Here is a 24,845-nt window from a genome sequence, read left to right on the forward strand (position 1 = left end):
GCATGGCGCCTTCCGCAGGCGCAGGAGAGAGCTATCCCCCATTCGCCGATGAAAAACCCCTCGCCGATGCCGTCAAAGCGGCGCCGACGCCTGAGAACCTACGTAGGCTGGGCGATGCCCGGCTGCGCCATGCCGTGATCCTTCGCGGCTTGGCCGGCGACGATACGCGGGGACCGACGTTCCAGAGGTTCCTATTGTATGCGGAATCGGCGGCCAAGCTGGCGCCCCGGAATCCTGAAGCTTGGAAGGTGTACGGCGCCGGGCTGCTGATGGTGCCTGACTGGCCGTTGACCCAGACGCTGGCCGAGGAAGCCTTTCGCCAGGCGCTCGCGGTCGGCGGCGGCGATGCGGCCTCGGGGATCGGGCTGGGGCAGGCGCTATTCAATCAGCGGCGGTTCGACGCCGCTCGGGCGCAGTGGGAACGTACCCTGCGCCGCTACCCGCTTGCCGCCGAGGCCGACGTCCTGGGCCCGCTCAATCTGGTCTATATCCTGAGCGGAGAGGTCGAGGCCGGCGTCGCTTTCTACGACGAACTGGTCGGGCCGGAGGCCTGGCCGGCTGTGGGCCTAGCCCAGGGCATCTTGATCAAGCACTTGTTGGACCGCACCGGCGACGGCTTCTGGCAGGCGCGGCTTGACCGGCTGGACGATTATTTCATGAACACGGTGCTGTCCGGCGAAGAGGCTCAGACCTGGGTCGACTTGCGCGCCAAATGGCGGAAGGCGGCGAAATGACCCGGACACGCCCCGCTCTCCACGCGGCCTTGTTGACGGGGCTGTTGTTGGTGTCGACCCCCGGGATCGCCGACGATGACATCCGGATCCTGCGGGCCGAGCAGCAGTCCAAGCTTCAGGACCTGACCGCCACCTACGGCACGCGGGCCAAAGGATTGGACAAGTCCTCGCCCGCTTACCGGGATCTGTTGTCCGCCTATGGCCGGGACAAGGCGGCCATTCAGCGCGAAATGCTGGGTAAGGACGGCCGCGGCGCCGAGCTGGACAGCCTGCTGAAGCAGCACAAGGGCGAGATCCTCAACACCGGATCACGCCCGCGCGACGTCGGCGCCGATGTCGACCTGGCGGCGCGGACCGATGCCGCCGCCAATGAAGTGCTCAAGCAATGGCAGGGGAAGTATGGCGAAGCGAATGTCGAGGTCTTCGGCCATAAGATCGTCAACCATGCGACGGACACCACGCTCTGGCTGCCGGAAACCCCCGAACGCCTGCAGATGAAGCTGACCGACGCCGATGCCTTCTACCCAGAAGGCGGACGCAAGGCGACCGGCAATGTCGACGCGGTCCGCAACGAAACCGGATGGGCCTTGGCAAACAGGCAGAAGTTCGCCCATGCGTATGGGCACGGCGGTCAGCCGGACGACCTGAAGACGATGGGCAAGAGCCTGAGCAAGATGTTTGAAGGCAACGACCCCGGCCTGCGCCGGGGCATGTTCGACGATATCAAAGCCCCCAAATCGTCGTCCCTGCCGCCAGTCCAGGTCGTCGAGCAGGCGAACGTGCTGCGCAACTACGGCGATGTCTACGAGGCCGGGATCGCCGATCTGGGCGACAGCCCGGAGGTCGTCAAACAAAAGGTCGACGCCTGGAAGGCCCAGGCCGCCGACCGCTTCGCCGTCGAGGAAGCCCATTCCCTGCGCCGCGCCCAGTTGCAGGAAAAGGTGCAACAGGCCCTGGCCGACAGCATTTCCGATCCCGAAACCCGTGCGCGCGTCGAGGGACGTTTGAACCGTTCGCGCGAAAGCAACAAGGCGATCCTGGAACAGATCCGTAAACAGGAAGCGGCGGTCGGTCTGGACAAGTCCAAGTCGCCCCGCGCGGTGGCGGTCGAGGATCTGATCGCCGGTCATGTCGAGGGCGACGGCCCACCGAAAAGCCCCCGGCCCGCCGGCGACGGCGCCGAGGTTCGCCGCCCGAAACTGATTGTTCCCGACGACGTGCGCGCCGGTACAGCCCGGCCCGACCATCCGGCGATGAAAGCCTACGGCCTGTATGATAAAGCGACTTTGGCGTTCAACCCGGTGGGGGCGCTGACGGACCTCGCTAACACCATGTCGGCAGCCCCCCAGCCCGGCGCCATCGCCCAGGGCGCGGGTTATGCCCTGACGGTGGTCAACGTCGCGCTGAACTATCAAAAAGTCTGGGCCGAGGCCGAACAGGGCGGCAACGCCAACATTGATTTTGCCGAGGGTGACAGTCTTGCTGTCCGTCGGATGAAGGCCGGGGCCGCAGCGATCCTGGAAACGACCGGCGCGCCCGGTTTCATGCGCGACCTGGGTGAGGCGATCTCGAAGGAATTCGACCAGGGCGATCCCGATGCCGGGACCCTGGGCAAGCTGCTGAACGTGACCGGCCGGCTCGTCGCCAAATCCGCCGATGCGGCGATTATAAAACCCGTGACCGACGCGATCCTGGCGACCGAGGAAGGCGTGAAATTGGTCGAGGCCATCCGCACAGAACAGGCGGCGGATGCGCGCTTACATGCCCAGACGGCGCTGTTGGAGGCGTCCCGCTTCGCCGCCGCCGGGCGGGCGACGGCGTTCGACCTGCCGCCGATCAAGGCCTGGGTCGGCGCGCCGGGGGGCAGTTCACTGGTCGGTAACGTCGCCGACGGTACGGCGCTGTCCTTCACCCTGGCGCGGACCAATGCCTGGACAGATGCCTTCACCGTCGAATGGCGGGTCGAAAAAGACGGCGCGGTGCAGCCCTTCGCCCCGGTCAAGAAGACTGCTGCCGCCAATCCTCTGTCCGCCGTTTATCAGCTGATGATCAAAAGCTGGCCCGCCGGGACCTATACCGTCCGCGTGATGCTCCGCGACGCGCGGGGCGTCGTCCACGCGCGGGAGGAAACCAACTTCTCGACCGGCATGTCCGCTGCCGACGTCGGCCTCGGTGTGTCGCAACTGACCCTGGATGCCTTCGATGGCCCGGCGCTCGACGGGCCGATCGAGCCGGGCCGTATCCTGGCCGTGGTCTGCGCGCGCGTCGGGCAATGGCAGGCGGGGCACCGGGTCGAATGGTATGTCAACGACACCATCTACAAAAAGGTCCCGGGCACCGATCCCAAGGCCCATCTGATCCGCTTCCGCACGGACGGCATCGGCGGCACCGGGTTCGATCTGACCGCGCGGATCGTGGATGAAGGCACGGGCCGTATCGTCAGCCACAAGGCCTGGCGGGTGAACTTCAAGGCCAAGGACGTGAAGGTCGGCAAGCTGTCTGTGCAAGGCGCGCTGAACGACTACGGCGGGCCGGCCATTTCCGGCCCCGTCACCAACGGGCAGGTCCTGGCGTTCCACAGCGACGTCGCCTTTCCCGCCGCCGAGGGGCCGCCGCCGATTTCCGAACTGTTGTGGCAGGTTTTCGACGGTGCGGGCAAACCCATGCCGGGCCTGAGCAAGCGCCAACAGTTCGCCGAGGCCGGCTCGACCGAGCGCACGACCTTCAAGTTCCGGCCCGAGAACCTGCCGAACGGCGAGTACCGCGTGCGGCTGACCCATGTACTGACCGCCGCGACCCGTCAGGAAGCCAGCGCCGACGCTGGGTTCAAGATTTATCAGGCGGCGCGGATCGACCGTATCGTCGTCACCGACAAGCCGGGTGGTGAACCCGCCGCCCTCTACGTCGACCAGGCGCCTTATTTCTATGTCTATTACGCCCTGGCCGACGGCGTCCCCGGCGTGCGGGCCGACCTGCGGGTCACCAGCGGGGGCCAGACCGTATACGAGACCAGCGTTGAGCGTCCGCTCAAAGGCAATCCCAAGACGCAACGCGTCGGCGTCACCATCGAGGCCGGCACGGTCAAGAAGGATGGGGTGTTCTCCGTCACCCTGACGCCAAAGGGCGGCGAACCTCTGCGCGCGGAGCAGGCCTTCACCCTGAAATCCTACGTGGTCGCGATCGACATGCCTCATTCCCTGAAATCGGGGGAGGCAGTCCCCTACCGGGTCTATCCGCCGGAACGGTTCGAGGAACCGCTCACGGTCTCGCTCACTCCCTCGGGGCTGGTGCTGCACCAGACCGGACGGCTGACCGGCATCGCCACGGGCGTCAACGGGTCCGACAAATACGACGAGTCATTTACTCTCTCCGCCACGGTGACTGATGCCAAGGGCCGCACTGCCCGCGGCAGCGCCAGCGGCCGTATCGAGCGGATGAAAGTCGTCGCCAAGGCCGATCCCAAACCGGCCTACAAGGCGCCGCCGCCCGCCGCCAAGGCCGCGCCGCCGCAACAACTGGCACCGAAACCGAAGGTCGATCTTTCGGGTGCCTTGAAGAACTTCAATGACCAGATGGCGGCGATCCGGCAGCAACAGAACCAGGCGCAGGCCGAGATCGAGGCCAAGAACAGGCAGCGCGAAAAAGAGATGATGCAGGCGATGCAGAAGCTTCGTCAGCCCGGCTATAGCCCCTACGGGGCCGCGCCGTCGGGTGGGTCGGTCGCCGCACCGGCACCGTCATCTTCGTCCGGCGGGGGACCCTGCGCCCTGCGGGTTCATTTCGAAATCTACGAGAACGGCAAGTACGTTCCTCATACGCGGGAAGACATCGCCTTTATCAACCTTGTCGCCGAAACGCAGCCCGGCTGTGTCGCCCAACTCAAATCCAAGAGCGGCTCGAACTGGGACCATCTGACCCACGGCATGTTCGGCCCAACCGCGACGGCGACCATCTGCGGCATTCGGATGAACGTCTTCCAGCCCGGCAACCTGCAGAAAGCCTTACGGGAAATCAGTGGATCGAAATCGCGGAACTATGGCGTGGAGGCGAAGGTAGTGGATGTTTGGAAGGACAGCAGGAGGGTCGCCAAATGCATGATGTAAGTCCCCGCCCGGACCACACCTGCCCGATGACGCGCGCCCTGCGTCGCGCCCTGGTCGTTGCCGTCGCGGGTATTTGCGCCGCTGGCCCGGGTCAATCGCTTCGTGCCGACGCGCCGACGTCGCAATCTTATGAGGCCTATGTCGCCGAACAGGGCAGCAAGGGGGCGGCCGCCGTGCGCTTCGCCTTCGGCGGCCGGCATTTCGCCGCCGAGTTCCCCATCGACAAGGACAGCAGCCGGGTCACCCTGTGGCGCGTGCTGGACGGCGGCGGCACGGCCCTGATCGGCAGTTTCACCTTCGACAAAGGCCACGAGTTTCAGTTCGATCAGGACGTCGCGGTCAGTCCCGACGGCCGCCATGTCGCCCTGATCCGCAAGGAGGACGGCGACACTCGGGGCGGCCCGCTTTACGTGCGGCTGTACGATGTGAGGGACGATAGCCGTGACGGCGAACGCATCCTGCCTGGCGATGCGGGCAACTCCAGATCCTGCGGCCTGGATTTCGACGCCACCGGCGCGAACCTGTACGCCTGCGGCACCTACCGCGTCAAACTGGATGACCGCGGTATGCGGACCTACAACCCGCGCATCCACAAGTTCAAGATCACGCCCGGCGACCTGGAGGAAGCGGGCAAATCCTATCTGATGCCCCGCCAGGACACGACGTATGACGGCGCCATGGGCTTCCGGCTGGCACCGAACGGCAGGATGGTCGAGGCCCTCATCCGTCGGGGCTATCAGGAGCAAGGCAAGCACGGATCCGGCTACGTGCGAAACTCGATCATGGTCCGCCGGACACTCGACAACGCGCCGGCCGAAATCTACGGGGCGATCGGCAGCCTTGCGCCGACGGCCTCGATGGTCGCCATCGACAAGGACCGTGCCCTCGGCAGCGCGTCGTCCAAGTCGCCGTTGCGGGATATCGCCGTCGGCGGCGTCAGGCATGACCGGACGGAACAAGGGCTGAAGGGTCTGCGTTTCTTCGGCGGGGCGAACCGGGACGTCAGCCTGATCCCCGCCCGGGACGGCAACTATCTGATCGTCCTTCATCCGGCAAAGGACGGGGTGGTTCGCGTTCTCCATGTTCATGGGAAAGGCCTGCGGGCCGCCGCCTTCGTCCACGGCACGGACGATCTGGTCGCCGTTCATGCCGATACGGTCAAGGTTCATCGGGTTTCTGGCGGGCGGATGGCGGCGGCCGCGCTGCACGGCGAAAGCATGGGGCTGTGGCGCAACGGGTTTTCCAAGATCGGCGCCGACAAGATGATCGCGGCCATGTCCCGCGATCCCGCCCTGTTCCAGGGGATCGTCCATCCCGATCCGGTCGATCTGGCGAAGGACGTCAGTACCGGCAAGCTGAAGGTCGATCTGGCCGACGCGGGGCGGGTGCTCGCGGCGCAGGCCATGCTGAAACCGACCTACGCCGAAGGCGTCAATCTGCGGCTTGTCACCAAGGTTACGCCGGAGGGCAAACTCGCCCTCGAGAGATTCCGGATGAAGGACCACCCGCTGGAGGCTGCCGGCGCGCGCGTCGCCGACATCATCGAAAGCGTCAACGGCGCGTCCATCTACCAGGCCGGACTGTCGCCCGAGAGGGCCCTGGATCGCAGCTTGTCTGCCGTCGCCCATTGGGCCTCGGTGTCCGTGACATTGTCCCGCAATGGCGTGGCCACCACTTACACCATGGCGGGCACGCCACGGCGGATCAGCCGTTTGCAGGGCGGGCAAAGGGTTATGGGCCTGATGCATTTCGGGCTGCTCGCCATTCAGGCGGGACACCCCGGTATCGCCCGTCAGGCTCTGGCCGTCCTCAAGAACGTCATGACGGAAAACATCTCGAAGACCGGCCATATCTTGGAAACGGCCGCCGCCTATCCCAACCTGCTGGAGGGTGCGATCGCCGCCGCCGAAGGTGGAGCGGAGCAGGGCTATGCCGCGATCCTGGCGGCGGGCGGCCTGCAACCGGAAAAGATGAAGTTGACTGTGGATACCCTGTTCGATTTTGCTCAGGCGACGGCGCCCCTATTCAAGGACCGCGGGAAACTCGCCTATCTGACCGGGCGCAAGGAAACGGATATCCGCGCCCCCCGGATTCCCCACGACCGTGCGCCCGTGCCCTATCCGGATTTGAACGGCAACATGATCCAGCCTGCTTCGGCGGCTGACGCCGCAGCCGCACCCCAGGAAAAACCCACACCCGCCGCCAAGACCGCGAAGCCGGCCAAGCCCGTGGGCAAGGTTCTCGACTAGAAAGGCCCTGATCATGACGTTCCCCTTCCGCCGAGCAGCGATCACCCTCGCCGCCGCCGTTGCGTTGGTATCGATGCTGACGCCCCGCGCGGGTTTGGCCGACGCCGCCGATCACAACGCCTGGACGGACGCGATCAAGGCGCAACGAGGGTTCAAGTATTTCGACTACGGCTTCAGCCCCGATAGCCGCCATTTCGTAACTCTGGGCGACAATACCCCCAATACGACTTCCAAGACCAAGCCGCCGCTCGCCCTGGGCCGGTTGTTCACGTCGGCCGACGGCAAGGCCAAGGGGCCCGCCTTCGAGACGGGCATGACCCGCGTCGATGTGGCGGTGCCGACCAACGGCGGCGTGCTCGTCGCGCTCGCCGGCAAGAGTCCAGAGAATAAATTGATCCTCCAATTGTTCGACGGAACGACAGGGACGCTTCGTGCGGAGCACGTCATCGCAGACAGACTGGATTCGTTCTTTTCCCACTGGCGCGGGCTGGCCGTCGACGGCAAAGGCAGCCTTTATGCCTGCGTCAAGATCGTCATGTCGAACAACAATACAAAGGCGGAAGACCGATTGATGCGGTTTTCCTTTCCCGATCTGGCCTCTCAGGGTGATCCTTTCGTGCTGTCGAAGGGGGATTCCCATACAACGATCATGGGGCGGGACAAGCTTACGAACCGGAACATCGTTCAAGGCGTGGTCAACAACGCCTGCACGAAGAACTCGTTCCAGTATTCCCCCGCGCGGGGGGAACTGGTCTATCTGATCGAGACCAAGGGCAACATACAGCCCCGCACCCAGATCATGAGCATCGACCCGGACAGCGGAAAAACCACGCGGCATGCGGACCTATCCCTTCCTTGGCCGACCTCCTACACGGAACATGAGGTTAAGTTTCTGTCGGCCGGCCGCGATCTCCGGTACCTCTACTTTTCTTTCGAAAGGAAGCAGCTACCCAAACTGGAACTCCGGGATGTCAGCGGACGGGTGCTGGCGTCCCTCGGGACCCTGAGCACGCCTTTCTATCTGGACGGCCCCAACCTGATCACCGGCATGGGCGGGACCGTCGTTCAGGTCGCGGACGGCAAGACGGCCGAGGTCGCATTCCTGCCGAAGGTGGAATTGGATCGGGACAAGGAATGGATTCACGACAAGACGGCGAAAATGGCCTTCGATCCGGACAGCCGGCGGGTCATCCGCCTGAATGCCGGGCAATGGGACGCGTCGACGCCGTTGACTGCCGAATACCTGATGGCGAAAAAACATTGGTCGGCCGCGACGGAACTGGCCGAGGGTGGGTTCCCCGATCTTGCCGCGGCGGAGTTCGAGAAGACCCTGAACGCCGACCCGCCGTCCCTGCTCGTCAACGCCCGGCGCCTTGTCTATTACTGGGAAAAGCACGGCATTCCCGCCGACCGCATCGGCAAATGGGTGCTGACGGCGATCAAGGCCGACACCCCCCGCGCGGGAGACCCGCGGCTTGCCCAGGCGATGCTGGTGTTTTCCCTGATGGCTTCGGCCAACGGTCATCCGGCCATCGGCCTGCAGGCGGCGGAAAAGGTGGCGGCGCTCTATATCCCGAAGAAAGAAAGCAACGCTCCTTTCGGCGCCATGTACGCGGCCCTGGCCAAGGCCAACGCCCTGGCCGCCAACGGCGACCTGCAGGGCGGCCTGGCGGCCCTGGTGCCGCACCGGGAGGTCCTGCAGCAATCCCAGGTGCGCAAGTGGTTCGCTTGGTATCCCAAATTGCTGGCGCCCCTGGGCCGGGCGCAGCCGCGCCAGATGGCCCTGATCCTGGGGCAGAAGGAAAGCGAGCTGCCCAAATTCCCCGCCCCCGGCCCGGCGGCGGCTTATGTCGACCTCAACGGCAATCCGGTCGGCGTCACGGCCCTGGCCGGAAGCAGACCCGCCGCCCCGGCAAAACCGGCTGTCCAGCCCGTCAAGGCCCAACCGGTCAAGGCCAAACCGGCGGGCAAGGTGCTGGATTGACGGCCGCCGACCGGCGGGCCGGCTTCGTCCAAACCCTGGCCGTGGGCCTGGGGCTGTGCGTTTGCCTGGCGGCGGGGGCATCGGCCAACGACAGCGTCATAAATATATCGACCGGCGGGATCGTTCTTGAGAAGACGCCCCACGTCCGGATACTTGAGGAAGACCTGCGGGTCAGCCCCGACCGGATCGAGGTGCGGTATGTGTTCGAGAATACCTCGAACCGCGACCAGGCCTTGACCATGGGTTTCCCTTTTCCCGACGTCTTCGTCGACGATGTGGACCACCGCTGGGCGGACAGGCCGCCGCTTCGTCGCTTCGCGGTGTTCGAGACGACGGTGGACGGCAGGCCCATCGACGCAGAGGAAATCGTCGAGGTCATCGGCCTGGACGGGCGCAACCTGACCGGCCTGTTCCGCAAGGAAGGCCTGCCGCTGTTCCCCTACGCACCGGCCTATGTGGATACCTGGACCGATCCGGAAGACGGGGATGCGGCGGCGCTGAAAGAGAAACTCCGGGGCCTCGGGCTGCTGGGAAATTTCGAAAGCCGGAAATGGAAGTTTCGGGTCAACTACGTCTGGCGGCATGTCTTCAAGGCCGGCGGGCGGACGGTTGTGCGCCATGCCTACCGGCCGATCTCCGGCGCCTTCGTCTTCACGCCCCATGCCGCAAGCCCCGGCGCCGACAAGTCCTTTGCCCAATGGTTCCGGGACGCCTTCTGTCCAAGCGATGCGGCTTGGGCCGAGATGCTGAAGATGACCGAAGACCTGGGTGCGCCGACCGTGCGCCAGGTCGGCTACGTCCTGCGCACGGCCGCGTTCTGGGCGGGGCCGATCGGGGAATTTCGCCTGACCGTGGACAAGGGCCGGGCAGGGAACGTCCTGGCGACCTGCTGGCCCGGGCCGCTGACGCCGTCGGGTCCCACGGCCTTTACGTTTTCCGCCCGTGATTTCGTCCCCGACCAGGATCTGTCCATCGCGATCTTGCAAGCCGCCCCGCCGGGGGAACGGCCATGACCGGCCCGCGCGGCCCGGCCGCCGCTTACACCCTGGGGGCGGGGATCGCCTTGACCGGCGTCATCGTGTTCGTCGGCGGCGTCTGGCTGTTGGGGTATCTGGGGGTTCTGACCCACGACACCGACTGGATCGCCTATCCGATCCACTTCGCGGGCGTTGTCGCCGTCGATTGGGTCTTGCGCCGGACCGGGCTGACATGGCGGCATGCGGCGCCGGTCGCGGCAGTCGTGCTGGTCTTGCTCGCGGGGGCCTTCGTTCTGGATTACTGAGGCCGCGCCGGCGTGCATGGGCGGCTTAGGCTTTCGAACAGGCTATCGCCGCTTGCGAACGCACTGTCGTCGATCAGCCAATGCCCCGCGACGCGACGCAAGGAATGCGTTACTTCGTGGTTTTCACCCATGGAGGCAAAGGCCACCTTGGCCGCCGCTTCCTCGCCCGACCGGCTGACCAGGGTGATCTTGAGGTTGCTCAGGTTGTAATCCTGGCCCGGCACGATGAAGTCGTAGTCCAGATGCTCCATCTTGAACTGGCGGTAGACGCAGGCCTCCATCCTGAGGGCCTGTTCATGAATGCGGCGGGTATAGAACTTTGGACGTTCGTCCCGGTCATGAAAGGCGTCGAAATAGGGATTCGGCAGGACGTAGATGCGTTTCAGGACGGCCAGAGGATCGTCCGTGCCGCCGCTGCCTGCGTCGACATCGGCGACGGAGGCCGCAAGGAGAAGAAGCGCGCCGGAGGTGGCGACTAGGATCGAATGTCTGTGCATTGTCCGTTCCTTTTACATCATTATCCGCAATACCGCGCCCCGGCGTTGAGCCCCGCCGCATAGTCGGCGTCCGACTGGCGGCGTGTGACATCGACGGTCCAGCCCGTGCCCCAGCCGGACATCCCGCGCGCGAAGTTGCACCCGTCGGCCCAGCCCTCGCGCCATGACGGTGTGCCGTGGGGCGCATCGACCGCCGATGTGGCGCAGGCGCCCGGTAGTGCTGCGAACAGGACGGCGACAATGGCAAAGAATGCGCGCAAGCTCAGGCCGCCGCCCGCGCCTGGGCACGCAGGGTCTCCAGGTTGTCGGGCAAGGCCGCGCGGGCTTCCGGCGGCAATTGCCGCATATGCTCCAGGATGGCGACCGCATCGCGGTTCGGAAGGTCCAGCGCACCGGAAAATGGCACGAACCGGCGGGGGGCGTTATCCGATTTCCGGAAGAACCCCACCTGTTCCCTGGACTGGCCGTCGTTGGGATCGACGAACAGAACGTCGAACCGCTCGATGGCATCCCACGGATGGAACCGCGCCCCGCCCCACCAGGTGAAGCACCGAAGCCCGTCAGGCTCAATCGACAGGCCCCCGCGCCCGCGCGCGATCGCCCAGGCGTTCACGGAAGCCGCGATGGCCAGGGCCAGCAACCCGGCGACAACAGCAATCACCGGAACGGATTGAAACTTCCCTTGACCGGGAACCGTCGCGACATATGCGGCTGTGGCGAGAAACAGTCCCCAAGCAAGAACCGTTGTCGCTCTGCCGCCGCGCCGGACGCCATCGATCCGAACGGTCCGCACCCTTGTTGTCCTCCCTGGCTCGCCCGGACATTGTCGTCCATGCGCGGGACAAAGGGAACGGTCTTCGTTCCAAGCGCCATCGTAACAGCGATTGCGGGCCTGGGGACGCCCGACAGATGTGTCCGCGTAGGGTCAATTGCAGACAGGGGAAGGTCAAAGTTCATTAGTCCGCTATTCGTCCAAATGCAGAACCTTGTTGAAGCCTAACTTATCGCGCCTCAGGCTCTGGACTAGCGAGGTAGCTTCAGGCGTTTGATCTCTTTCTTTGAAAGCTGCCGCTTGCCGACGGCGTAGACGCCTGAACGGCCGTACAGTCGCCCAGGCGAGAGGGCGGACAAACCCGCGCTCAAGACAACATCGACTACCGGCGGTTTCGGGGGTTCCTGTTCCAGCGCAACTTCCCACCAAGCGCCATCGTCCAAAAGGTGGAACTGATGCCAGGTGTCGCGTTCGACCATCCGTTTGCGCAATTCCGCGACCCATGCTGCTTGGCGCGCCTTCTGCTTCATGCGGTAGGTTTGCTGTCTCTTGTTTCGGCGAAGGATCCCGGTTGCCGGGTCGACCCAGAACTCAAATATGGAGTTTTCCAGTGGTCTTTTGCCGCCCCAGTACGAGTGCACGTACACTTGGCCGTCGCGCCGCGAAACACCTTCGTGTGCGACGAAGTCGCAAATGTGGTCGCGGACATGTTGTTGCACGGTCGATGTGACCCGGAGGTTGGCGCAGACCTCCGACCACACCTTGTTCCAGGGGCGCCCGACCTGACGGCCGAAATAACGCCGGAGCGGTGCGAGGTTCTCGTTGAGCGTCTTACGGTCGCCGGACTCGGACGCCGCACGCTTCATGCCGACCACGTTCCGCGCCAGTTCGAGGTTACGCAAGGCGCGCCCCTTGCGCGCGCCGTGACCGCCCTGGCGTGGGCGCTCGACGATGACTTTGGCAATGTCATTGCGCATGACTTCTGCCTCCCGATTGATTTGGGTTTTTGAGAGCAAACGACAAGCACAAAAAGCGCGGGCCAGCTTCGCTGTCGCGCTTTGATGTCCGCGGGTGGCCGCGGCTATGTGAGGTATGGTTGTCGCTTGCGCCTTAGATACTGGATGCGGCGCCCGATTTCAAGCGCGGACAAATCCGGAACGGATTTAGCATTGCTCGGCTTCTAAATTTCCGGGAAACGGTTGGAAGGCAAAAAAAATCGACGGAAAATCCGGACGCCTCCGGCGCTTTCTACCGTTTTCTATATGAAGGAATTTTGGTGCGGAAGCGGACAAGTTAAATTGTCATTTGGACAATCTAAGCTGTGATTGGACAAACTAAAATGTTTCCGACAATAAGATATTGAATTTATTGTAAAAATGGTGGCTGGGGCGCCAGGATTCGAACCTGGGAATGCCGGTACCAAAAACCGGTGTGTTAAGCCACTTCACCACGCCCCAATCGCCGGGTGTCCATCCCCTACAGGGACGGGCCGACTTCTTAGACCATCTGTTGGCCCTGGGCAAGGGATGCGGGCTGCTGAAACGACGGTGAGTGCGGCTCAGTTTAGCCCGTCGGCGGGCGGCGCCAGGCGGCCGACGGCGACCCACCAGTCCGGTTCCGCGTCATAAAGCCGTGCGGCGGCGGCAAGCGCCGCCTCCGTCGTTTCGTACAGCGCGAAGCAGGTGCCGCCCGATCCGGACATGCGCGTCAGAAGCGGTGCCTCCGTCGCATCGAGGGCATCCAGCACCTTGGCCACGGGCGGGCAATAGGCGCAGGCGGCTTCGGTCAGGCCGTTGCCGCGGGCTTTCAGAAGGTAGGCCAGATGGGCCGCGTCGATGGGCGTTTCCCGGAATCGGTCCGCGGCCTGGAACCCGCCGGTCCGTGCCTTGAACACGGCCGGGGTCGAGACCGGCACCTTGGCGTTGACCAGGACCAGGGGGGCCGGGGGCAGGGATGGGGCGGTCTCGATCTCGTCGCCGATGCCGCCGATGAAGGCGGCCTGTCCGACCCAGCACACGGGCACGTCGGCCCCCAATTCCAGGGCCAGGGCGCGCATGTCTGCTTCCGCCATCTCAATGCCCCAGACCCGGCACAGCGCCTTCAGCGCCGCCGCCGCGTCGGCCGATCCGCCGCCGATGCCCGATGCCACGGGCAGGCGCTTTTCCAGAACCAGATGGGCGCCGGCGGTGATCCCGGCAGCCTCGCGCAGGCGCCTGGCCGCGCGCAGCACGAGGTTATCGGCCTCGTCGGCAAGATCCTTGGCGAAGGGGCCGCGTACGGTCAGGGTCAGCGAGCCGTCGGCGGCGGCCCGGGCCTTGATCTCGTCGCCGACGTCGGCGAAGGCGATCAGGCTGTCGAGCAGATGATAGCCGTCATCCCGCCGCCCCGTGACATGCAGGTACAGGTTCAGCTTGGCCGGCGCCGCGACGCTAACGATGGCGTCGGCCACCTACAGACCTTTGTCCAGCTTGGCCTTGATCTTGGGGATCAGGTCTTTGTCCGGGTCCAGGGAGAGCGAGCGCTTCCATTGGAATTGCGCTTCCAGCTTGCGCCCCACCTTCCAGTAGGCGTCGCCCAAGTGGTCGTTGATCACCGGATCCTGAGGCCGCAGTTCGACGGCGCGTTCCAGTTCGGCCACGGCCTTGTCGTATTGCTTCTGGCGATAGTAGGCCCAGCCCAGGCTGTCGGCGATGAAGCCGTCGTTTGGGGCCAGAGACACCGCCTTCTTGATCATGTCCGTGGCGCGGTCCAGCTGTTCGCCCTGGTCGATCCAGGTATAGCCCAGATAGTTCAGCACATAGGGCTGGTCCGGGCGCAGGTCGAGGGCCTTCAGCAGGTCCTTTTCCGAATCCTTCCACCGCTTGGCGCGTTCGAACGCGATGCCGCGCGCGTAATAGAGGCTCCAATGATGAGCTTGCGGGTCCTTCACGCGCTCGATCGCCGCCGAATAGGCCTTGGCTGCCTGCGGATACTTTTCCATCCGCCGGTAGACGTCGCCCAGATGCAGGTGCGGGTCCGGCAGGTCGGGGCGCAGCTTGGCCAGCTTTTCCAGGCGCTTGACCGCTTCGTCCGTGCGCTTCAGGTCGCCGAGCAGGGCGGCGGCCTGGAGCTGGGCGCTCCAACCATAAGCCGAGGCCGGGTCGACGCTGTCGTATTCCTTGACGGCCTGTTCCAGACGCTCGTCCGATTGCAGGACGTCGGCCAGGATGAAACGCGCCACGGGGAAATCGGATTTCAGGTACAGGGACAATTGGATCAGCGCGATGGCGGTCTCATGCGCGTTCTGGCGGCGCAGGGACGAGCCGATGTCGTACAGCGCCTCGGCGGCGCCATCGCGGGCGTTCTTGATGGCGAGCGGCGGTTTCTTGCCGGCCGCCATGCGCTTCATGGCCGTATCCATAAGCCGCGATACGGGATGTTCGCTGAGGTAGAGGTTATAGATGGCCTTGGCGCGCTCGGTGTCGCCGGCGCGTTCCAGCAAGGCGCCCAGAAGATGGGTGACCCGGGACGACGGCGGCGACTGCCGTTCGATGACACCGGTCAAAAGCTTGCCCGCTTCCTCGGTCTTTCCGGTCAGTTGCAGGATCAGCGCCTCGTGGATTTCCACCAAGTTTTCGATCCCTTTCTTGTCCTCAAGCGGCTTCAGGGCGCTCAGCGCCTCCTCGGCCTTGCCCTGTCCGTACAGGCACCAGGCGACGAGAAGCGGCTTGGTGAATACGGAAAGCCCTTCGTCCGGCAGCTTGCTCAGCAACGCTTCTGCATCCTTGAAGCGTTTGTGCTTCATATGGTCGATGGCGACGGTCAACTGCGCGATGGTCTGGTCCGGGTCTTCCTTCAGATAGTCGCGGGCCAGACCGACGGCCGTCGCCACGCGGCCTTCGACCAGGTTGACGATGAAGGTCTGGCGCAGCAGGCCGGGGGTATCCGGGCGCTGGTTCAGGGCGGCGCCGTAGAATTCGGCGGCGGCGCCCAGGTCGCCCTCGCGCTGGGCCTGGCGGCCGGCGAGATAGTTGCCGATGAAGGTGTTGGCGCTTAAGGCCTCTTTGGCGTTCGGCTTGGCGTTCGCGGCCCCGGTTGAGACGGCCAGGGCGGCGGCGCAGATCACTCCGGCGGCGAGGGAACGGCGAAGGCGGCGGGATGGGGTCACGGGCGGTCTCGAACCTCGGGATCAATGGGGACGGGCGGTAACCGGAAATCAGTCTAGCCGACGCCGGTCCGGGCCGCCATATCTCGCGGCCTTATACCTTGTCGCTGTATCCTTTGGCGAAAAAAGGGCAGTCGCGCATAATAGGGCGATGACCATCACCCGATCCTCCCGGCCCCTGGTTCTCGCGTCTTTGGAAAACGGCGACGGCACGCGCTGCGTCGATCTGTTCCGCCGCGCCGACGGCACCCATGGCTTCGAAGAGTACCGCCGTGACCCGGAAGACCCCCGCGGTTGGTCCGGCGCCGCCGGTTTCGGGGGACGGGTTTTTGCCGACGAAAATGCCGCGCGAAGTGCCGCCGAATTGGCTGTTAAATGGCTGTCTGCTGCGGTTAACGGTTAAAATTCGCTTGTGTTTAAGAGCGTTCGAAAGTACGAATCTTAACGTGATTATGCCCCAGCCGGTTTTGGCAGGCGGTGACCGGACCCTTCGGATCCAAAAACCCCACCAACCCCAGGAAGCGTCGATCACCCGGAAAGCGCGGTTGCTGTTCCGGTATCTCACCATGTCGTGGCACCATCCGCCCGGCAACTAGTACAGGACTGTAAGTACATGACCACTGGAACGGTTAAATTCTTCAACCAGCAGAAGGGCTACGGCTTCATCACGCCGGAAGATGGCTCGAAGGACGTTTTTGTCCACATCACCGCTGTCGAACAGTCCGGCATGTCCGGTCTGGCCGAAGGCCAGAAGGTGAGCTTCGAAGTCCAGAACGAAGCCCGCGGCCCCAAGGCCGTGAACCTGCAGGAAGCTTGATCCGAAAGGATCCAGTCTAGATCCAAGCTTCAACTGGGTTGAAGTACGGTTCCAGGGTCATCCTCCGCAAGGGGGATGACCCTTTCCTTTTTCGGGGGCTTTCCGCACCGGTCTTTGCGGAAATCGCGCGACGCCCGTTCTTTGCATTTTTGTGACAGCCGTCCGTCGGCTACCATCCCGCCCGACTTCAAGGCGCGGCGGGGGACCATCAATTGACCGGCTATATCTTCTTGCTGCTGGCGGGCGTCGCCGCGGGAACGCTCAGCGGTGTCGTCGGCACCGGCGGCTCCATCGTGCTGATGCCGATCCTGGTTTATCAGTTCGGCCCGCAGCAGGCCGTGCCGATCATGGCCATCGCCGCCGTTCTGGGCAATATCGGCAAGGCCGTGGCCTGGTGGCGTGAGGTCGATTGGCGGGCCTTCTGGGCCTATGCCGTACTCGGCGTGCCGGGGGCGGCCCTGGGCGCGCGGACCCTGCTGGTGCTGCCGCCGGCGGTGGTCGAAGTAGTGCTCGGCGGGTTTTTCCTGTTGATGATTCCCGGGCGGCGCTGGATGCAGGCCCGCGATATCCGTATCCGTTACTGGCAACTGGCGATCATCGGCGGGTTGATCGGCTATCTCAGCGGCATCGTGCTGTCGACCGGGCCGCTCAGCATCCCGGCGTTCCTGGCGGTCGGCCTGGCCAAGGGGGCGCTGATTTCGACGGAGGCGGCGGCCTCCCTCGCCCTGATGATCGCCAAGGTCGCGACGTTTCAGCAGGCGGGGGCGCTGCCCTGGCCAATGATCCTGCAGGGTCTGATCGTCGGCGGATCGATGATGGTCGGCGCCTACCTGGGCAAGCAGGTGATGGCCCGCATCAGCCTGAAGGTCTTCGAAAACGTGATGGACGTGATGCTGTTCTGTTCCGGCCTGGCCCTGTTGTGGACGGCGGTGAAATGACGGTGGGCACCCCTTTCCGGCGGGCGGGCTGCAAAATCCAATGGACTCAAGCAGTTCCGGCCACTTAACCTGACCCCCGTGGATGTCTGCCTCGGGGGATTTCATGAGCAGCGACGACTACGATTACGACCTGTTCGTCATCGGCTCCGGCCCGGCGGGCCAGCGCGCGGCGGTGCAGGCGGCCAAACTGGGCAAGCGGGTGGCGCTGGCCGAACGACAGACGGTGGTCGGCGGGGTCTGCCTCAACACCGGCACGATCCCGTCCAAGACGCTGCGCGCCGCGACCATGCATTTCTCCGGCTATAACGAACGCAGCGTCTACGGTTCGTCCTACAAGGTGAAGCAGGAAGTCACCATGGCCGACCTTCTGGGCCGCGCCGACCATGTGCGCCAGATCGGCATCGACGTGACCCGCCACCAGATGCAGCGCAACGGCATCAAGATCATCGAGGCCGAGGCCGCGTTCATTGACCCGCACCGCATCGAACTGCACCCCTGCGCCGGCGGCCCACCGTCCCAGGTCACGGCCGAAAGGATCGCCATCGCCGTGGGGACGACGACGACCCGCGACGACAACATCGCCTTCGACGGCAAACACATCTTCACCTCGGACGATATCCTGGACCTGCACAACTTGCCGAAAAGCCTGACCGTGATCGGCGCCGGGGTCATCGGCATCGAATACGCGACCATCTTCGCGACGCTGGGCGTGCGGGTCACGGTGATCGACAAGCGCCTGCGCATCCTGCCCTTCGTGGACGAGGAAATCATCGACACCCTGGTCCACCTGATGCGCCAGGAACGGGTCACCCTGCGCATGGGCGAGGAAGTCTCCGGCATCGACCTGGTCGACGGTGACCAGGGCCAGAAGGTCCATATCGAACTGAAAAGCGGTAAGCACATCAATTGCGAAACCGTGCTCTATTCCATCGGCCGGACCGGGGCGACGGACACCCTCAACCTGGACGCGGCGGGGGTTGCGGCCGACCCGCGCGGGCGCATCACCGTCAACGCCGGCTATCAGACCGAGGTGCCGCATATCTACGCCGTCGGCGACGTCATCGGGTTCCCAAGTTTGGCGTCGACGTCGATGGAGCAGGGCCGGCTCGCCGCCTGCCATGCCTTCGGCGTCGAGGCCCGCAGCTTTCCCGACCTCTTGCCCTACGGCATCTACACGATCCCGGAGATTTCCGTGGTCGGGAAGAACGAACAGGAACTGACCGAGGCCGAAATCCCCTACGAGGTCGGCCGCGCCGCCTACAAGGAAATCGCCCGCGGCCAGATCGTCGGTGATCAGGCGGGCCTGCTGAAGCTGTTGTTCGATCCGCAGTCGCGGAAACTTCTGGGGGTTCACATCATCGGCGACGGGGCGTGTGAGATGATCCACATCGGCCAGGCGGTGATGTCGCTCGGCGGCACCATGGATTACCTGATCGACACGGTGTTCAACTACCCGACCTTCGCCGAATGCTACAAAACGGCGGCCTTCGACGGGATCAATCGGATCGGGTGAGGGGTGCGGCGGGAGAATTTCTTCCGTCGCGAGACGGCGACTAGTTTACCCGCCCGAGCAAACACATGTGGGTGGGTCGCCATCAGTGCAATGCGCGACCTGTCCCGCTTTGCAGTTCGTCTGACAGGTTTGTTTTCCATCTCCGGAACTTGCGGAACAATTGCCCGGCTTGGGTGTCGGCGTTGCCGCGTCGCCCCCCTGTGAAGACTGTGCCACTTGCTTAGCTTGGCCAGAATCCGCCAGGGCAGAATCGTTGGCCAGCACGCCGAACGCTGCAAAACAAAGAAACATAATGATGGATACAACGACACGTCGGTTTTTCATGGATGCCCCCAGCCTTACAGATCGCCGAGCCCTTGGCCTGCCGTATGGATCGCAGGTAAATTATATTATTCTAATTTAATATTAAATGAAAGTCTGCTGACATGCGGTCGGCTATCGACATTCCCTAGCACATCGGTGTGAGCTGGTTTTGTGGCGAAGCGCAGACACTGCGCAACGGCCCGCTACAGATACTAATTCGCAAAAACTACCAGATTGGCTGAGCGGTTGGGTCAGACTTCCTTGACCCCGGCGATGACGAAGCCCTGGCTGGCCGGATAGCGGCGTTCCGCGCGGCGGCGGGCCTCGTTCTCGTTGGTGCCCGAGAACTCGATGAAATGGGTGTCCGCCCATTCGTCCTTGAACACCTTATGGCTGCCGCCGGCTCTCAGGGCTTCCAGAACGTCGTTGTTGTGGATCTCGAATTCAAAAGTCGGCATTCCCGGTTTCTTCCGTCACTTGTGCTCAACTGGTGCGTTCCCAATGGCGCATCAGCGCCGTGGGCGGCCCAGGTCTGAGAAGGGGCTTTAAAGGCGACTTGCTGTCCAAGGTTCTATGTACGCCACGGGGATCGGCGGGACAGTGACCCATGTCACATGGCGTACGTGGGCCCGTCGGCGGCCGGGAAATTCGGGCCGGATTACAGGGCCTCGTCCAAGGCTTTCTTCAGTTCTTGCAGCCTGTCGGACAGCGCATCGAGCAACCGGGGCACCTGCGGATGTTTCGGATCGTCCCGCAGTTGCTGATCCAAGGCGGAGACGGCTTCGTACGCGGGGTTCGCGCGGATGTTCCCGCTGACTCCTTTCAAGGTATGCGCCAGCCGGGTGGCGGCCTCCATCTCTCCGGCGGCCAGGGCATCCCTGATCTCCGTGTCCTTGTCGAGGTAGCTGTTTCTGAAATCACCCAGCAGTTTTCGCAGGATTGCATCGTTGCCGCGCATCATGGTGCGCGCGGCCTCCATGTCGATCCCGTCGATGACTTCGGGAAGGGCGTCACGTGGTTTGTCCGGCACCTTGTCGGCGGCGACCGTCTCGGGTTCCTGTCCGCGCCGCTTTTCGGGCGGGGGCATCCAACGGACCAGGGCGCCAAACAGCAAATCCGGATCAATTGGCTTGGTGACGTAGTCGTTCATGCCGCTGGCCAGGCATTTGTCACGTTCGGACGCCAAGGCATGCGCCGTCATCGCGATGATCGGGATGTCCTGAAACCGGTGGTCCTCGCGAATGGCTACTGTGGCCTCATAGCCATCCATTTCGGGCATCTGAATGTCCATCAGCACGGCGTCGAAGGGCTGTTTCGCGACCATGTCGACGGCTTCTCTGCCATTCTGGGCGATCGACACCCGCATGCCCGCTCCCTCCAGAAGTTCCCGGGCGACTTGCTGGTTGATGTCGTTGTCTTCCACCAGCAGGACACGGGTATCGGTAAGCGTTTCCATGTTCGGCGCCACGACCTTGTGCGTGCTGTCAGAGGGTTCGGCGGACGATGCGGCGGAACGCAGATGCATGATGGCGTTGAAAAGCTGGGACTGGTTCAGGGGTTTGGACAGGAATGTATCAATTCCGATGTCATCCGCCTGTTGATGAAGATCATCCTGGTCAGGCGCGGCGACCAGAATGATTTGCGGGGCATGCGGCCGCCAGTCCTCGGATTGGATGCATCGGATCGTTTCCAGGCCGCTCATTTCCGGCATAAGGGCATCCATCAACACGACGTCAAAAGGCATTCCGGCATTCTGTGCTTGCCGCAAGGCCTCAAGTGCCTGATGTCCGGACGCGACGGCCGTGCCTTTCATGGTCAGGGTTTCAATGGCTTCAAGAAACACGGTCCGGGCCGTTTCATTGTCATCGACGACCAGCACACGCAGGCCGCGTAAGTCGACCCGAGGCTGTTGCGAGGTTGCCGCCACAGCCTTCCCCTGTTCTAGGGTAACGGTAAACCAAAAGGTGCTGCCGACGCCTTCTTCGCTTTCAACGCCGATTTCCCCGTCCATCAGGTCGACAAGGTTTCGGCATATCGCCAGACCAAGCCCAGTGCCGCCGTATTGGCGCGTCGTTGAGGCATCGGCTTGTGAGAACGGTTTGAAAATTTCCGCGACCTGCTGCTTCGTCATGCCGATGCCGGTATCCGATACGGAGAACTTAATCCGCGGCCGGTCGTCCTGCATGGCCACGAGGTCAATGGCGAGGACGACTTCACCCTTCTCCGTGAATTTGATCGCATTGGTCGTCAGATTGACGAGAATCTGGCCCAGCCGCAGGGGGTCGCCGACAAGGTCCAGGGGAACATCGGGGGCGGTCTTGTAGAGAAGCTCCAGCGGTTTACCGCTGGCTCTTACCGCCATGATCGGTGCGAGTTCGTCCAGGACCGTGTCGAGCCGGAAGGGAATGGATTCAATCTCCAGCTTACCGGCCTCGATCTTGGAGAAATCCAGAATGTCGTTGATGAGACCCAGCAGGGATTTGCCCGCTGATTGAACCTTCGTCAGATAGTCCCGCTGCCGGCCCGACAGATCGGTTTTCAAGGCCAGCATGGTCAGGCCGATGATCGCGTTCATGGGGGTTCGGATCTCGTGGCTCATGGAGGCCAGAAACTCGGACTTGTGCCTTTCCGCAGACTCGGCGATTTGGCGCAGAAGCGACTGTTCCTCGGCCATCGTCGCCATCATTTGCGCTTGGTCTTCCAGGGTCTCTTTCGACGACCGAAGATCGACGATGGTCGATTCCAGTTGGTCAAAGGCCCATCGCCGGCGCTTGTCGGTTTGAATAATGAACCGGACACTGACCGACGCTGCGGCCAGCAGCAGGCACAGAAGAACGGCGGCGGCCAGCCAGTGAGTCTGCTTAAATTCGTCGACCAATCCCGGCTGCAGGTAGCCGACAACCCGCCACAGGGAGCCGTCCACATCCCGACGACTGCGGATATTCTCAATCTCAAGATCGGACAGATAAATGTCCCGATGCGTTGAAATATGGTCCCGCGCGCCGTCCGCGGTTATTTCGATCAGGTTGTCGCGCTGTTTGTGCACGAGCGCCAGGAAATGGCCGGGGCTCTGGTGGGAGTTCAGAATTTTCTGCACGGTTTCCGGATAAAAGCTCACGAAGAAGACGCCCCGCAGTCCGTTCGGGCCCTGCCATGGCGCCATCACGTCGAAATGGTAGTTGTGTGGCTGAGGGTGGATGACCGACTGAAACACCGCATGTTCGGCGGTCTCCCGGTGGATCGAAGCGACGTATTCCTGGATGTTCTGTTGGCAGGCCGGGCCGACCAGGCCCTCGAGGTCGTTGACCAGGTCTTCGCCCTTCACGTTGGCGATGGTGAAGGTGAAGTAATTGGGAAACCAGCGCGCGAGACTTTCATCAATCTCTGCCCGTAACTTCGGGTTTTCGATGTTCTGTGAATAGGCATCCAGCAGGCCGCTTTTCTCGAGAGCGAAGGTCCGAACATGGCGGCGCTGGCCGGCGAGGAAGGCTTCGATCGCAAGTGCGGCTTCCTTTGTCTCGATCTCGATGATCGAAACATGGCGGTCTTCGAAGGCGCTGATTTCGCGGTGTGTCAGTTGAAGAACCGTGCCGCCGACCAACACGATGGCCGAGACCACCAGCAGAATGGAAGCCTTCGGCCGGCCTGCTGCCGCTGCCGTCGGTCGCTGTGATCCCTGGGGCTCGGTTTTCTGCCGCATCGGTGTTCCATCGCCCGCATTGTGACGGAGCACATGAAAATCCGCCAATCCGCAATCATTCCTGTTTTACGGGCTGGAAGCAAATGGCGCGATGCAGGGCGCCCGGTCGGCGCGGCTCACATATTCGGGTAATTCGGCCCTTCGCCGCCTTGGGGCGTGACCCAGTTGATGTTCTGGGTCGGGTCCTTGATGTCGCAGGTTTTGCAGTGGATGCAGTTCTGGCCGTTGATCTGGAACTGCGTCTTGCCGTCGACCTCGATATACTCATAGACCCCGGCCGGGCAGAACCGGGCCTCGGGCCCGGCGTATTCCGCCCAGTTGACCGCCATGGGCACGGCGTCGTCCTTCAAGGTCAGGTGGCAGGGCTGTTCTTCCTCGTGGAAGGTGCCGGCCAATTGGACCGACGACAGCTTGTCGAAGGTCAGCTTGCCATCGGGCTTGGGATAGTCGATGGCCTTGCAGTCCTTGGCCTTCTTCAGCGCCGAATGGTCGGCCCGGTTCTTCAGCGTCCAGGGCGCATGACCGAAGAACAGGAAGGTGTCAATGGCGCCCAGAATCAGGCCGGCCCACATGCCCCAGTGGAAATTGGGCCGCATGTTGCGCGCCTTATACAGTTCCTTCCACACCCAGCTGTCCTTGACCGCCTGGGTATAGGCGGGCAGGCCGTCGGCCGGATTGGCGCCGGCTTTCAGGGCGTCGACTACGGCCTCGGCGGCCAGCATGCCGGTCTTCATGGCCGTGTGGCTGCCCTTGATCTTGGGCGTGTTGAGGAAGCCCGCCGTGCAGCCGATCAGACAGCCGCCGGGGAAGCTCAGCCCCGGTACGGACTGATAGCCGCCTTCGTTGAGCGCGCGGGCACCGTAAGAAATGCGCCGTCCGCCTTCCAGGATCGGCGCGATCGACGGATGGGTCTTGTAGCGCTGCAATTCGTCATAGGGCGAGAGATAGGGGTTCTGGTAATCGAGCCCGACCACGAAGCCCAAGGCCACTTGATTGTTTTCCAGGTGATAGAGGAACGAGCCGCCATAGGTCTTGGAATCCAAGGGCCAGCCGATGGTGTGCAGGATTTCGCCGGGCCTGTGGTTCTCGGGTTTGACCTCCCACAATTCCTTCAGGCCGATGCCGTAGGTCTGCGGGTCGGCGGGGGTGCCTTCGGGGCCCTTGGACCGCAGATCGAATTTCTGTTCCAGGGTCTTGGTCAGATGGCCGCGGCAGCCCTCGGCGAACAGGGTGTATTTGGCGTGCAGTTCCATGCCCGGCTGATGGTTGGGGCCGGGGGTGCCGTCGCGCATCAGGCCCATGTCGCCCGTGGCGATGCCCTTCACCGTGCCGTCATCGTGGTACAGCACCTCGGCGGCGGCGAAGCCGGGATAGACCTCGGCGCCCAGGGCCTCGGCCTGTTCGCCCAGCCAGCGGCAGACCAGGCCCAGCGAGACGATGTAGTTGCCGTGGTTCTTCATCTGCGGCGGGGTCGGCAGGCGCAGCGCCCCGGCCGGGCCGAGCAGCAGGAACTTGTCCTTGCCGGCGGGCGTGTTCAGCGGCGCGCCCTTTTCTTTCCAGTCAGGGATCAGCTCGTCCAGTGCCCGCGGCTCCAGCACCGCGCCGGACAGGATATGGGCACCCACTTCCGAGCCTTTTTCGACGACGCAGACGGAAACTTCCGGGTCCAGCTGACAGATGCGGATGGCGGCGGACAGGCCCGACGGCCCCGCGCCCACGATCACCACATCGAATTCCATGGATTCCCGTTCCATTATCGTCATCCTCGCGTCTTATTGATTTGATGTTGCCCGCAATGTGCGTCTGCGA

19 protein-coding genes and 1 tRNA gene are annotated in these 24,845 nt (G+C 63.5%); 10 read left to right on the forward strand and 10 right to left on the reverse strand.

Going from position 1 to position 24,845, the window contains the following annotated elements; genetic code table 11:
- Nucleotides 1–2: 2 nt before the first annotated feature.
- Genes KFF05_02035 through KFF05_02060 form a run of 6 tightly spaced genes read left to right on the forward strand, consistent with a single transcriptional unit; the run spans nucleotide 3 to nucleotide 10,352 of the window.
- Nucleotides 3–734: a hypothetical protein gene (locus KFF05_02035; protein ID UTW52187.1), complete on the forward strand. Its 732-nt coding sequence runs from the start codon at nucleotides 3–5 to the stop codon at nucleotides 732–734.
- Nucleotides 731–4,837: a hypothetical protein gene (locus tag KFF05_02040; protein ID UTW52188.1), complete on the forward strand. Its 4,107-nt coding sequence runs from the start codon at nucleotides 731–733 to the stop codon at nucleotides 4,835–4,837. Before KFF05_02035 ends, KFF05_02040 begins: the two co-directional genes overlap by 4 nt.
- Nucleotides 4,825–7,086 carry a hypothetical protein gene (locus KFF05_02045; protein UTW52189.1) on the forward strand — a complete coding sequence of 754 codons (2,262 nt, stop codon included), beginning with the start codon at nucleotides 4,825–4,827 and terminating at the stop codon, nucleotides 7,084–7,086. Before KFF05_02040 ends, KFF05_02045 begins: the two co-directional genes overlap by 13 nt.
- A 13-nt stretch (nucleotides 7,087–7,099) precedes the next feature.
- On the forward strand, nucleotides 7,100–9,070 hold the full coding sequence (locus KFF05_02050; GenBank protein UTW52190.1) for a hypothetical protein: 1,971 nt from the start codon (nucleotides 7,100–7,102) through the stop codon (nucleotides 9,068–9,070).
- Entirely contained in the window at nucleotides 9,067–10,083 is a 1,017-nt protein-coding gene (locus KFF05_02055; protein UTW52191.1) for a DUF4424 family protein, read from the forward strand. Before KFF05_02050 ends, KFF05_02055 begins: the two co-directional genes overlap by 4 nt.
- Nucleotides 10,080–10,352, forward strand: a complete 273-nt coding sequence (locus KFF05_02060; protein UTW52192.1) for a hypothetical protein — start codon at nucleotides 10,080–10,082, stop codon at nucleotides 10,350–10,352. Before KFF05_02055 ends, KFF05_02060 begins: the two co-directional genes overlap by 4 nt.
- Here the strand turns inward: KFF05_02060 and KFF05_02065 are convergent.
- The 7 genes from KFF05_02065 to KFF05_02095 form a co-directional block, all read right to left on the reverse strand.
- Nucleotides 10,346–10,849 carry a hypothetical protein gene (locus tag KFF05_02065; GenBank protein ID UTW52193.1) on the reverse strand — a complete coding sequence of 168 codons (504 nt, stop codon included), beginning with the start codon at nucleotides 10,847–10,849 and terminating at the stop codon, nucleotides 10,346–10,348. The two genes, KFF05_02060 and KFF05_02065, sit on opposite strands and share 7 nt — an antisense overlap.
- 20 nt (nucleotides 10,850–10,869) lie before the next feature.
- Nucleotides 10,870–11,109: a hypothetical protein gene (locus tag KFF05_02070; GenBank protein ID UTW52194.1), complete on the reverse strand. Its 240-nt coding sequence runs from the start codon at nucleotides 11,107–11,109 to the stop codon at nucleotides 10,870–10,872.
- 2 nt (nucleotides 11,110–11,111) lie between these two features.
- Complete coding sequence (locus KFF05_02075) at nucleotides 11,112–11,510, reverse strand: hypothetical protein (protein ID UTW52195.1); 399 nt, start codon at nucleotides 11,508–11,510, stop codon at nucleotides 11,112–11,114.
- Nucleotides 11,511–11,872: 362 nt separating this feature from the next.
- The gene (locus KFF05_02080) at nucleotides 11,873–12,598 is read right to left on the reverse strand and encodes a hypothetical protein (GenBank protein ID UTW52196.1); all 726 of its coding nucleotides are present in this window, start codon (nucleotides 12,596–12,598) and stop codon (nucleotides 11,873–11,875) included.
- A 403-nt stretch (nucleotides 12,599–13,001) separates the two neighbouring features.
- A tRNA-Gln gene (locus KFF05_02085) sits at nucleotides 13,002–13,078 on the reverse strand.
- Nucleotides 13,079–13,179: 101 nt separating this feature from the next.
- Complete coding sequence (locus KFF05_02090; protein ID UTW52197.1) at nucleotides 13,180–14,070, reverse strand: 4-(cytidine 5'-diphospho)-2-C-methyl-D-erythritol kinase; 891 nt, start codon at nucleotides 14,068–14,070, stop codon at nucleotides 13,180–13,182.
- Nucleotides 14,071–15,768 (reverse strand): tetratricopeptide repeat protein, encoded by a 1,698-nt coding sequence (locus tag KFF05_02095; GenBank protein UTW52198.1) that lies wholly within the window; start codon nucleotides 15,766–15,768, stop codon nucleotides 14,071–14,073.
- 148 nt (nucleotides 15,769–15,916) lie between these two features.
- Here KFF05_02095 and KFF05_02100 point away from each other — a divergent pair, with 148 nt between their 5' ends.
- From KFF05_02100 to sthA, 4 genes are all read left to right on the forward strand, one after another.
- Complete coding sequence (locus KFF05_02100; GenBank protein UTW52199.1) at nucleotides 15,917–16,168, forward strand: hypothetical protein; 252 nt, start codon at nucleotides 15,917–15,919, stop codon at nucleotides 16,166–16,168.
- Nucleotides 16,169–16,378: 210 nt separating this feature from the next.
- Nucleotides 16,379–16,582, forward strand: a complete 204-nt coding sequence (locus KFF05_02105; GenBank protein ID UTW52200.1) for a cold-shock protein — start codon at nucleotides 16,379–16,381, stop codon at nucleotides 16,580–16,582.
- Between the two features lie 212 nt (nucleotides 16,583–16,794).
- Nucleotides 16,795–17,520: a sulfite exporter TauE/SafE family protein gene (locus tag KFF05_02110; GenBank protein UTW52201.1), complete on the forward strand. Its 726-nt coding sequence runs from the start codon at nucleotides 16,795–16,797 to the stop codon at nucleotides 17,518–17,520.
- Nucleotides 17,521–17,623: 103 nt separating this feature from the next.
- The gene (sthA, locus tag KFF05_02115; protein UTW52202.1) at nucleotides 17,624–19,033 is read left to right on the forward strand and encodes a Si-specific NAD(P)(+) transhydrogenase; all 1,410 of its coding nucleotides are present in this window, start codon (nucleotides 17,624–17,626) and stop codon (nucleotides 19,031–19,033) included.
- A 554-nt stretch (nucleotides 19,034–19,587) separates the two neighbouring features.
- On the opposite strand, the gene KFF05_02120 is transcribed toward sthA, so the two are convergent.
- The 3 genes from KFF05_02120 to KFF05_02130 form a co-directional block, all read right to left on the reverse strand.
- On the reverse strand, nucleotides 19,588–19,794 hold the full coding sequence (locus tag KFF05_02120; protein UTW52203.1) for a hypothetical protein: 207 nt from the start codon (nucleotides 19,792–19,794) through the stop codon (nucleotides 19,588–19,590).
- A gap of 200 nt (nucleotides 19,795–19,994) precedes the next feature.
- Nucleotides 19,995–23,036, reverse strand: a complete 3,042-nt coding sequence (locus KFF05_02125; GenBank protein ID UTW52204.1) for a response regulator — start codon at nucleotides 23,034–23,036, stop codon at nucleotides 19,995–19,997.
- A 116-nt stretch (nucleotides 23,037–23,152) separates the two neighbouring features.
- On the reverse strand, nucleotides 23,153–24,790 hold the full coding sequence (locus tag KFF05_02130) for an electron transfer flavoprotein-ubiquinone oxidoreductase (GenBank protein ID UTW52205.1): 1,638 nt from the start codon (nucleotides 24,788–24,790) through the stop codon (nucleotides 23,153–23,155).
- Between the last annotated feature and the right edge of the window lie 55 nt (nucleotides 24,791–24,845).

Source organism: bacterium SCSIO 12827 (genome assembly GCA_024397995.1).
In the GTDB taxonomy this organism is placed as follows: Bacteria; Pseudomonadota; Alphaproteobacteria; order Rhodospirillales; family Casp-alpha2; genus UBA1479.